The 8,495-nt window shown below is 71.0% G+C and carries 12 protein-coding genes; 5 read left to right on the top strand and 7 right to left on the bottom strand.

Translation table 11 applies throughout. From position 1 onward, the window contains the following. Window positions 1-221: 221 nt before the first annotated feature. Window positions 222-938, bottom strand: coding sequence for a CatB-related O-acetyltransferase (locus CCS38_RS30295; RefSeq protein WP_223736526.1), 717 nt, complete (start codon window positions 936-938; stop codon window positions 222-224). A 174-nt stretch (window positions 939-1,112) separates the two neighbouring features. Between CCS38_RS30295 and CCS38_RS30290 the strand changes: the two genes are divergently transcribed. Then, window positions 1,113-2,060 carry a LysR family transcriptional regulator gene (locus CCS38_RS30290; RefSeq protein ID WP_223736525.1) on the top strand — a complete coding sequence of 316 codons (948 nt, stop codon included), beginning with the start codon at window positions 1,113-1,115 and terminating at the stop codon, window positions 2,058-2,060. Between the two features lie 7 nt (window positions 2,061-2,067). Here the strand turns inward: CCS38_RS30290 and CCS38_RS30285 are convergent, their stop codons facing one another. From CCS38_RS30285 to CCS38_RS30275, 3 genes are all read right to left on the bottom strand, one after another. Further along, window positions 2,068-2,400, bottom strand: a complete 333-nt coding sequence (locus tag CCS38_RS30285; RefSeq protein WP_223736524.1) for a DUF3140 domain-containing protein — start codon at window positions 2,398-2,400, stop codon at window positions 2,068-2,070. Between the two features lie 101 nt (window positions 2,401-2,501). Then, the gene (locus CCS38_RS30280) at window positions 2,502-2,906 is read right to left on the bottom strand and encodes a nitroreductase family deazaflavin-dependent oxidoreductase (protein WP_223736523.1); all 405 of its coding nucleotides are present in this window, start codon (window positions 2,904-2,906) and stop codon (window positions 2,502-2,504) included. A gap of 73 nt (window positions 2,907-2,979) precedes the next feature. Then, on the bottom strand, window positions 2,980-3,798 hold the full coding sequence (locus CCS38_RS30275) for an SDR family NAD(P)-dependent oxidoreductase (protein ID WP_223736522.1): 819 nt from the start codon (window positions 3,796-3,798) through the stop codon (window positions 2,980-2,982). Window positions 3,799-4,020: 222 nt separating this feature from the next. Here CCS38_RS30275 and CCS38_RS30270 point away from each other — a divergent pair, with 222 nt between their 5' ends. Further along, entirely contained in the window at window positions 4,021-4,374 is a 354-nt protein-coding gene (locus CCS38_RS30270; protein ID WP_372457171.1) for a hypothetical protein, read from the top strand. Between the two features lie 117 nt (window positions 4,375-4,491). Next, complete coding sequence (locus CCS38_RS30265; RefSeq protein WP_223736521.1) at window positions 4,492-4,740, top strand: hypothetical protein; 249 nt, start codon at window positions 4,492-4,494, stop codon at window positions 4,738-4,740. Window positions 4,741-4,767: 27 nt separating this feature from the next. Here the strand turns inward: CCS38_RS30265 and CCS38_RS30260 are convergent, their stop codons facing one another. From CCS38_RS30260 to CCS38_RS30250, 3 genes are read right to left on the bottom strand one after another with little or no spacing between them, the layout of a single operon-like run. Then, window positions 4,768-4,995, bottom strand: a complete 228-nt coding sequence (locus CCS38_RS30260; RefSeq protein ID WP_223736520.1) for a non-oxidative hydroxyarylic acid decarboxylases subunit D — start codon at window positions 4,993-4,995, stop codon at window positions 4,768-4,770. A 32-nt stretch (window positions 4,996-5,027) separates the two neighbouring features. Then, the gene (locus CCS38_RS30255) at window positions 5,028-6,452 is read right to left on the bottom strand and encodes a non-oxidative hydroxyarylic acid decarboxylases subunit C (RefSeq protein ID WP_223736519.1); all 1,425 of its coding nucleotides are present in this window, start codon (window positions 6,450-6,452) and stop codon (window positions 5,028-5,030) included. Next, window positions 6,422-7,051 carry a non-oxidative hydroxyarylic acid decarboxylases subunit B gene (locus CCS38_RS30250; RefSeq protein ID WP_223736518.1) on the bottom strand — a complete coding sequence of 210 codons (630 nt, stop codon included), beginning with the start codon at window positions 7,049-7,051 and terminating at the stop codon, window positions 6,422-6,424. Before CCS38_RS30250 ends, CCS38_RS30255 begins: the two co-directional genes overlap by 31 nt. Before the next feature lie 99 nt (window positions 7,052-7,150). On the opposite strand from CCS38_RS30250, the gene CCS38_RS30245 reads away from it, so the two are divergent. Both CCS38_RS30245 and CCS38_RS30240 read left to right on the top strand, forming a co-directional pair. Beyond that, entirely contained in the window at window positions 7,151-8,035 is an 885-nt protein-coding gene (locus CCS38_RS30245; RefSeq protein WP_223736517.1) for a helix-turn-helix transcriptional regulator, read from the top strand. 132 nt (window positions 8,036-8,167) lie between these two features. Then, entirely contained in the window at window positions 8,168-8,398 is a 231-nt protein-coding gene (locus CCS38_RS30240) for a hypothetical protein (RefSeq protein WP_223736516.1), read from the top strand. Window positions 8,399-8,495 lie beyond the last annotated feature (97 nt).

The following is an 8,495-nucleotide window of genomic DNA, read 5'->3' as shown; positions in this document are numbered from 1 at the left end:
GTCGCGTGGGGGAGGCGGGGAGCCGGCGGCGCGCTGCGGGCGGACGCCCGGCATGCGGGGCCCGGTGTCCCGGGGAGTCCCCGGCCCCCGGGGGTCACCCGGGAGGTCACGGGGGTTCGATCTTGCGTTACGCAGACGCTAGGGAGAATTTCCCCCGCTCACCATGTACAGATGTCACACCCTGCCCGCCGGACCTTTTGACACGTGCACAAACGCGCAGGTCAAGGGCGGTGCGGAACGGCCTTGGCGCCGGTCAGCGTGCATGGGTCGGGGTCTGCGGCGACGTCTTCCGGGTCGATTCCGGCATACCGGGCGAGCTGCGCCACGTCGCGCCCCTGGAGGAGGGGGAGCGCTTCCGCGATCCGCTCGTCGCTCCAATTCCACCAGCCGATCCGCCAGAGCAGCTTGCGGCGCAGCGGGTCGAAGCGGTGCCGGACCATCCTGTTGTTGCCCACCACGACGGAGTAGGGGGCGACATCCTTGGCGACGACGGCGCGCGCGCCGATGATCGCGCCGGTCCCGATGCGCACACCGGGCAGCACGACCGCCTCGTACCCGATCCACACCTCGTGGCCGACGACGGTGTCACCGGCCGGTGCCCAGGCGTCGTGCTCGTGCGGGAAGAAGTTGAAGCCGTACGGCGTCACCGCGTCGGCGTGGGTGTCGTGCCCGTGATTGCCGCCCAGCAGAAAGGCCGTGCCCGAGGCGAACTGGCAGAAGTTCCCGATCCGCAGCCGGTCCAGGGGCACGCCCGTGCCGCCGTACTCCGTGCGGTCGTCGAAGGCGTAGCGCAGCCGCGCGGCGAACGACTCCTGGTGGTGGTAACCGCTGTACCAGCTGTGCCGGCCCTCCTCCAGCGCGATCAGCGGATGCGCCGCCACCTCGGGATCGGTGTCGATCCGCTGCACTTCGGTGAAATCCCTGAAGATATCGGTCATGGGCGCGGACGCTAACAGCGCGGCCGTGCAGGGTCTTCCGGATTTCTCACGTCCACCGCCGGTTGTGTGCTGCCGGTGTGCTGCCGGTAAAGGGTGTGAGACTTTTGTGCCCGCCGCCGCGGGAGGCCGGCTTTCCGCGGTAACGGGCAGGGTGCACGTTGTTACGATGCGCCCATGGCGGGGTACGCCGGACCGACCGGCCGGGAGAACAGCGCACCGACGGATCCGAGTACACACCAGCTGAGGCTGTTTCTGCTGCTGGCCGAGGAGCTGCACTTCGGCCGGGCGGCCAAGCGGGTGTTCATGACCCAGCCCGCCTTCTCGCAGCAGATCCGTTCGCTGGAGCGGCGCCTCGGGCTGACCCTGGTCGACCGCACCACGCGCACGGCGGGGCTGACCACCTCGGGGCAGGAACTGCTCCCGGAAATCCGGGCGATGGTGCAGGCGGCCGACCGGCTGCGGCGGGTCGCCGGCGAGCGCATCCGTACGCTCTCGGGCCGGGTCGTCATCGGCTCCTTCGAAGCCATCACCTCCATCCACCCGATCCCGGAGATCCTGGAGGAGCTGAAGGCACGGCATCCGGGCATCGAGGTCGAGATAGCCCGGATGGGCTTCGCGGACTCCGCGGCCACCGTCCTCGCGGGCGGCGTGGACGCGGCGTTCCTCTTCCCGCCCGTGCCGCCCGGGATCCAGACCCAGCGCCTCGCCGACCTGCGCCGCGTCGTGTGCCTGGCCGCCTCGGACCCGCTCGCGCACGAGGGCCCGCTGACGCTGAGCCGGCTCAGCGAGCGGCGCAACATCGGGTGGTCGCCGGAAATCCCCAAGGTCTGGCGGGACTTCTGGGGGGTCGACCCTCGCCCCGACGGCAGCGCCGCCCGCTACACCGCCCACCAGATCGCCGAGTTCGAGCCCGCGCTCACGGCCGTCGCCCTGGGCGAGGGAGTGCAGTTCCCGCCGGAGCCGGCCCGCTGGCTCTACCAGCGGCACGGCGTCGCGTACGCCGAGGTCACCGACCTGCCGCCGTGCCACACGGCCCTCGCCTGGCGGACCCGCGACCGTGACCGGCCGATAGTGGCCGCACTGCGCCGGGCGACCCGCACGGTCCTGGACCGGGTCCGGTAACGGACCGTCAGGCGGGCTTGAGCGGGTCGTGGCCGATGTTCATCAGGCCGTGACGCCAGTCGGCGCCGCCCGCCTGCGGGTCGCGGTGCTCGGCCCGCTGGGACTCCACGATCTCGCACACCCGCCGCATGACCCGCACGTCGTCCTCCGTGAGGTCGGTACGGCGCTTGCCGAGGACCTCCAGTACGTGCCGTCCGAGCGGCGCACCGGCCTGGTCGGGGACCACCTCCGACTCCTGGCCCGCGGCCTGGACGCTCAGCCACTCCTGCAGCTCGCGCGACGTCATATTGACGACGGAGTGGAACGCGTCCCACAGCTCGGTGCTGACCTGTGCTGTCACGACATGCCTCCTCGGGCTCACGGCCGCCCGGCATCACCCGGAATGTACGCCGCACAGGTATCCCGCGACCCGCCCGGACAAACCCGGCGTCGCCCGGCCCGTCAGCCAGTACGTTCCAGCACCACGACCGGGATGTCCCGGTCGGTCTTCTGCTGGTACTCGTCGTACTGCGGCCAGACCGCCGCCATCGTCCGCCACATCGCCGGCTTCTCCTCCGGCGTCGCCGCACGGGCCCGCGCGGTGAACCGGTCGCCCTTCACCTGCACCTGTACCTCGGGGTCGGCCTGCAGGTTCAGGTACCACAGGGGCGGGGTGTCCGAGCCGCCCTTGGAGGCGACGACCAGCAGATCGTCACCGAAGCGCTGGTAGATCAGCGGCGTGCTGCGCTGCTCGCCGCTCTTGCGGCCGGTGGTGGTGAGGATGAGCGTTGTGGTGCCCTGCCACTCGTGCCCTTCCGCGCCATCGGTCTCGACGTACCGCTTCACGTGTTCCTTGCCGAACAGCATCGGCCGACTCCTTCGTACGGACGAACAGGGACAGGGCAAACCTGCCATTGCGGAGCGCGGAATACACCTCGATTCAGCGCCGATCCGCGCCCGGCATGCCCCGCATTCCCACCTCTGCGGCGACCAGCCGGTCCAGCGCCTCGTCGGCGTCCTCCAGCCCCGGTACGCACACCACCTCGCCCCGCTCCAGCGCCGCCAGCGAGGCCGCCACCACCTCGTCCACCGGCATTCCTCCCTCCGCGTGAACCTGCTGCTCCATACCCGCGACCGATTCCTCACCGGTCGTCAGATGGAACTCGGTGGCGGTGAGCCCCGGGCACAGCACCTGAATGCGCAGCGGAGTGTCCGCCAGCTCGGCCGCGAGGGTCCGGGTGAAGGTGACGACGTACCCCTTCGTGCCGCCGTAGACGGCGCGCCGGGGGAGCGGACCGGGCGGCAGCGAACCGGCGAACGCGAGGCGGGAGGCGACATTGACCACCGCGCCCCGGCCGCGCTTCAGCATCCCGGGGACGGCGGCCCGGGACAGCACCGTCAGCGCCGTGACGTTGACGTTCAGCACCCGCGTCAGCAGCACCGGGTCGACCTCGGTGAAGTACCCGTAGCCGTTGATGCCCGCGTTGTTGACCAGCAGCGCCACGTCCTCGGCGGCGACCCGCTCGGCCGTCCGCGTCAGATCCTCCGGCAGGGCCAGGTCGGCGACGAGCGTCTCGACGGCGACGCCGGCCGTCTGCCGCAGCCGCCCGGCGAGCTCCTCCAGCCGCTGCGCCCTCCGCGCCACGAGCACCAGATTCCAGCCCGCCTCGGCAAGCCGCTCGGCGTACCGCGTGCCGATCCCCGACGAGGCCCCGGTCACCACGGCCGTCCCCGCGCTTCCGGCTCCGGTCGTCTCCATCCCCGCACTCACTCCTTCACTCGTCGGCACCCGCGCACGCTAGTGGAACACCTGCCGCGAGCACGTTCTCGGCGCCCGCGACCCGGCCGCGTCACTCACTCAGCGTCACGATCTCCCTGGTTTTCCGCGTGCGCGCGGGTGGGAGCCATTTCTGGCATGCGACCGGAGTTCCGTAGCGCTCCAGGGAGTACGGGCCCGGTCCGAGAACGTCCAGGAGAGACCATGAAGCTGACCGCCACAGGGATGAAGGCCACCGCGGCCGCCACCGTCATGGTGGCCGCGCTCGCCGTCCCGGCCGCCACTTCTTCCCCGACCGCCATCGCGTACGCCGCCGCCGCTGTCCCGCCCGGCCTGTCCTGCGACACCGGCAAGCACGCCAACGACGAGTACACGGGCTATGCGCTCTGCCGGAACAACGGCGGCGCGCCGCAGACCTTCTGGGTGCATCTGGTCTGCGGCTGGGCGCCGGACGTGGACGGTGAGCACGTCACCCTCAACCCCGGGCAGTCGGGGCAGTCCACCGCCCACTGCGGCCGCCTCGGCACCGGCATCGGGGAGATCTCGGTACAGCCGTAGCGCGCGGGGCCCGTTCGGGTGGCGGTACGTGTGTCGATACAGCGACTTGGCTACTCATCGACCAATGAGGCGGCGCGCGAATGCCGCCTCTTCCTTTGGCAACCGATGGAGGTATCGATGAAGCGCTCCGCTCTGCGCCTGGCCGCGGTCGCACTCCCCGTGACGGCACTCGTCCTGACCGCCGGTGGTACGGCGTCCGCGCACGATGACGACGAGGACTTCCTGAAGAGCAGGATCGTCGTCACCAAGACGTTCCACCACTGCAACGGCGCCGGGCCGCACGGATCGCACAGCTGCGGCATGTGGTCGTACTCGACCTCCATCGAGACCGGCAGGGACGGCGACCTCGAGCTCTACAACGACTGAGACCCGTACGGCGGCTGAGAGCAGCTGTCAGCCGGCGTGCAGTGGCGGCACCGCCGGGACCTCGATGGCGTTGTCCATGTCCTCCTGGGTGAGGCGGAACTGCGCGGGGTACGCGTCGCGCCGGGTACGGCGGTCGGGCTCGGTGGTGCGCCAGGTGTACAGACAGCGCGCGCACTGGAGCACGTCCCAGACGCCGGGGACGGGGGAGTGGGCGAGGGTGTCGAGCGCGTCGTGCGCGCAGCGGGGGCAGATCATGAGTACCTCGGGGGAGTCGGGTGGTGGCGGTTTCAGCGGGCGGCCAGGAGGGAGTTCAGCCGGCCGATCCACTCCTTGGTCTCGGGCAGGTCGCGGACCGGCGTGCTGAAGTTGCCGCGGTTGTCGGGCGAGACCGGGGTCGTGGCGTCGATGATCATCTTGCTGGTGATGCCGGCGGGGGAGGCGGACGGCGCCAGCTCCACGACCGACAGGTTCGGGATGATCACCACGTCGTCCGCCGGGTTGACCTTCGACGACATCGCCCACATCACCTGCGGCAGATTGAACGGGTCGACGTCCTCGTCGACGAGGATCACCTGGGCGACGTACCCCAGCCCGTGGCGCGTGGTCATCGCGCGCATCCCGACCGCCTTGGCGAAGCCGCCGTACCGCTTCGCCGTCGAGATGATCACGGCCAGGCCGTGCGTGTACATCGCGTTGACGGCCTGCACCTCGGGGAACTCCGCGCGCAGCTGCTTCAGCAGCGGCACACAGGTGTTGGGTCCGACGAGGTAGTCCACCTCGGTCCACGGCATGCCCAGGTAGAGCGACTCGAAGACCGGGTTGGTGCGGTACGAGATGCGGTCGATGCGGACCACGGGCATCCGGCGGCCGCCCGAGTAATGGCCGGTGAACTCGCCGAACGGCCCCTCGATCTGGCGCTTGCGGCCCTCGATCACGCCCTCGATGACGACCTCCGAGCCCCACGGCACGTCGAAGCCGGTGAGCGGCGCGGTGGCGATCGGCGCGGGTGCGCCGCGCAGCGCGCCGGCCATCTCGTACTCCGAACGGTCGTACCCCATCGGCATGCCGGCCACGATCGAGATCACCGGCTCATTGCCCAGCGTGATGGCGATGGGCAGGTCCTCGTCGCGGCTCTCCGCCGCCTTCAGGTGCAGCGCCACGTCGTGCACGGGGACCGGCTGGATGGCGAGCCGGTCGCGGCCGATGACCTCCAGGCGGTACGTGCCGACGTTCTGCTTGCCGAAGTGGTCCGGGTCATCGGGGTCGCGGGAGACGACCGCGGCCTTGTCGAGGTAGAAGCCGCCGTCCCCGTCGTTGAGGCGGAAGAGCGGGAGGACCTCGAAGAGGTCGACGTCCGCGCCCTCCTGCGTGTTCTCGCGCCAGGGCGCGTCCTCGCGGCGCTCGGGCGCGACGGGGAAGTCGTCCCAGCGCCGCGCGAACTCCTCGACCTGGTCCTTGACCGAGGTGGCCGCGGGCAGGCCGAGCGCGAGGGCGTGGTTGCGCCAGGAACCGTGCACGTTCAGCGCGATCCGGGCGTCGGTGAAGCCCTTGACGTGGTCGAAGTACAGGGCGGGGGCACCCTCGCCGATCCGGCCCGCCGCGTTGGCGGCCGCGGCCAGATCCGGCTCGGGCAGCACCTCGTCGGTGATGCGCAGCAGCTGGCCCTCGCCCTCCAGGGTGGTCAGAAAGCTGCGGAGGTCGTCGTAGGCCATGTCGGCTCCTTGCTGTTCTTGCTGTTGTCACGGGCCGCCCGCATGCCCTGCCACCGCTTGGCGGCGGGCGCCGGCAGGTCGAACTGGTCGACGATGCGGGCGGTGATGTGGTCGACGATGTCGTCGACCGAGGCGGGGTGGTTGTAGAAGGCAGGCATCGGCGGCACGATCTGCACGCCCATCCGGGCCAGCGCCAGCATGTTCTCCAGATGGATCTCGCTGAGCGGCGTCTCCCGCGGGACGACCACCAGCCTGCGGCGCTCCTTCAGTACGACGTCGGCGGCGCGGCCGACCAGGCCGTCGGCGTAACCGGCCCGGATACCGGCGAGCGTCTTCATCGAGCAGGGCACGATGATCATGCCGTCCGTCCGGAACGACCCGGACGAGATGGTCGCGCCCTGGTCCTCCGGGCTGTGCACGACATCGGCCAGCCCGGCGACCTCGCGGGCGCTCCGCCCGGTCTCCAGCTCGATCGTGGACCGGGCCCAGCGGCTCAGGACGAGATGGGTCTCCACCTCCGGCAGCTCGGCCAGGTGCTCCAGCACCCGGATTCCGAAGACGGCCCCGGTCGCCCCGGTCATTCCCACGATCAGCCGCACGTCGCACCTCAGCTCTCCGGCAGCTTCCGGCTCCTCGCTGCCTCTTGTGCGACCGTAGGAGCGGGTACGGGGACGACAGCGGTACGCTACGGACTCAGCATGGGAAAAAACGGACAGCTCTCGATCACGGACGTCGCCTACCGGCCGTCTCTCGGGGCGCCCATTGGCATGGACGTCCTGGACTTCGCCGAGCTGCGGGCCCGCGGACACCGCCGCGGCATCGATCTCGCCTCCCCGCAGCGCCCCGGCTTCCACCACCTCATCCACGTCCGCTCCGGCACCCTGCGGCACACCGTGGACTTCTCCGAACACGTCCTGCACGCGGGCAGCTGGCTGTGGATCCAACCGGGCCAGGTGCACCAGTACGTCCCCGAGGACCTGGCGGCCGCGCGCGGCACCATCGTGATCTGGCAGCCCGGTTTCGCCGACGCCGAGGCGCCCTTCGTGCAGGAGCCGCTGCTGCCGGACGGGGCGCACGCCCGCGCCATCCAGCTCGCCCTGCGCCACCTCACCCACGAGTACGCCGACCTGGCCTCCATCCCCCTCCAGGCGCACATCGAGGCGCTGCGCCTGCTGCTGGCCGTGCTGCTGCTGCGGCTCGCCCACGCGCGCCCCGAGACCCCCGCCGCGCACCGGCCCGACGGTGCCTTCGCGCATTACCACGCCGCTGTCGAGCGCGACTTCGCCGACACGCACCGCGTCGCCGACTACGCCACCGCGCTCGGCTACAACGTCCGTACCCTCACCCGCGCCACGCTGGCCGCCACCGGCCAGACCGCCAAGCAGTACCTCGACGCCCGCATCCTCCTGGAGGCCAAGCGCCTCCTGGTGCACACCGACGCCCCGGCGGCCGAGGTCTCCCGCCGGCTCGGCTTCCGCGAGCCGGGTGACTTCTCCAAGTTCTTCCGCAAGCGCGACGGCCGCACGCCGCAGCAGTTCCGCGCGGTGGCCCGCGGCGCGGCACAACAGGCCACTGCGGAGTGACAATCCGACGACTCGGTGACCGGATGGACCGCGGTCGGCCATCAGGGTCAATTGCCCGAGCGCCGCGCTTCGGGAGGCGGTAAGGCGGAGAAGCATGGGGGCGATCAACCCACCTACCTGAAGAGGTATGACATGCGCAAGATCTTCGCTCGTACCGCTGCGTCACTCGCCCTGGCCTCGGCCGCCATCGTCCCGATGAGCGGCGTCGCCTCCGCGCACAACGACAACGACAGCGCCGGCGGTGGCATGAGCGGCTCGGCGAGCAGCATGACCAGCGTCGGCGGGCACGACGGCGTCGTGACCATGGGCGACGCGCGGGCCGCCGGCTACTGGATGGGGCTCGTCCACGCGGGCATGCACTGACCGGCCCGGGCGACGGCTGAGCTGTCGTGCCGTCCGGTGGCGGTGCTGCCCCGACGCAGGGGCGGCACCGCCACTGTGCTTGCTCAGCGGTGACGCA

This window comes from Streptomyces purpurogeneiscleroticus (assembly GCF_020024005.1).
Lineage (GTDB): Bacteria > Actinomycetota > Actinomycetes > Streptomycetales > Streptomycetaceae > Streptomyces > Streptomyces purpurogeneiscleroticus.
Note: the sequence above shows the minus strand (reverse complement) of the source record. Positions and strands in the feature narration are given on the sequence as shown.

Bases quoted from the DNA above. Each gene is read 5' to 3' on its own strand.
- CCS38_RS30280 (WP_223736523.1), bottom strand. From the start codon at position 2,906: ATGCTGTTCGGCAAGGAACACGTGAAGCGGTACGTCGAGACCGATGGC.
- CCS38_RS30295 (WP_223736526.1), bottom strand. From the start codon at position 938: ATGACCGATATCTTCAGGGATTTCACCGAAGTGCAGCGGATCGACACC.
- CCS38_RS30290 (WP_223736525.1), top strand. From the start codon at position 1,113: ATGGCGGGGTACGCCGGACCGACCGGCCGGGAGAACAGCGCACCGACG.
- CCS38_RS30260 (WP_223736520.1), bottom strand. From the start codon at position 4,995: ATGATCTGCCCCCGCTGCGCGCACGACGCGCTCGACACCCTCGCCCAC.
- CCS38_RS30270 (WP_372457171.1), top strand. From the start codon at position 4,021: ATGAAGCTGACCGCCACAGGGATGAAGGCCACCGCGGCCGCCACCGTC.
- CCS38_RS30265 (WP_223736521.1), top strand. From the start codon at position 4,492: ATGAAGCGCTCCGCTCTGCGCCTGGCCGCGGTCGCACTCCCCGTGACG.
- CCS38_RS30275 (WP_223736522.1), bottom strand. From the start codon at position 3,798: ATGGAGACGACCGGAGCCGGAAGCGCGGGGACGGCCGTGGTGACCGGG.
- CCS38_RS30255 (WP_223736519.1), bottom strand. From the start codon at position 6,452: ATGGCCTACGACGACCTCCGCAGCTTTCTGACCACCCTGGAGGGCGAG.
- CCS38_RS30245 (WP_223736517.1), top strand. From the start codon at position 7,151: ATGGGAAAAAACGGACAGCTCTCGATCACGGACGTCGCCTACCGGCCG.
- CCS38_RS30240 (WP_223736516.1), top strand. From the start codon at position 8,168: ATGCGCAAGATCTTCGCTCGTACCGCTGCGTCACTCGCCCTGGCCTCG.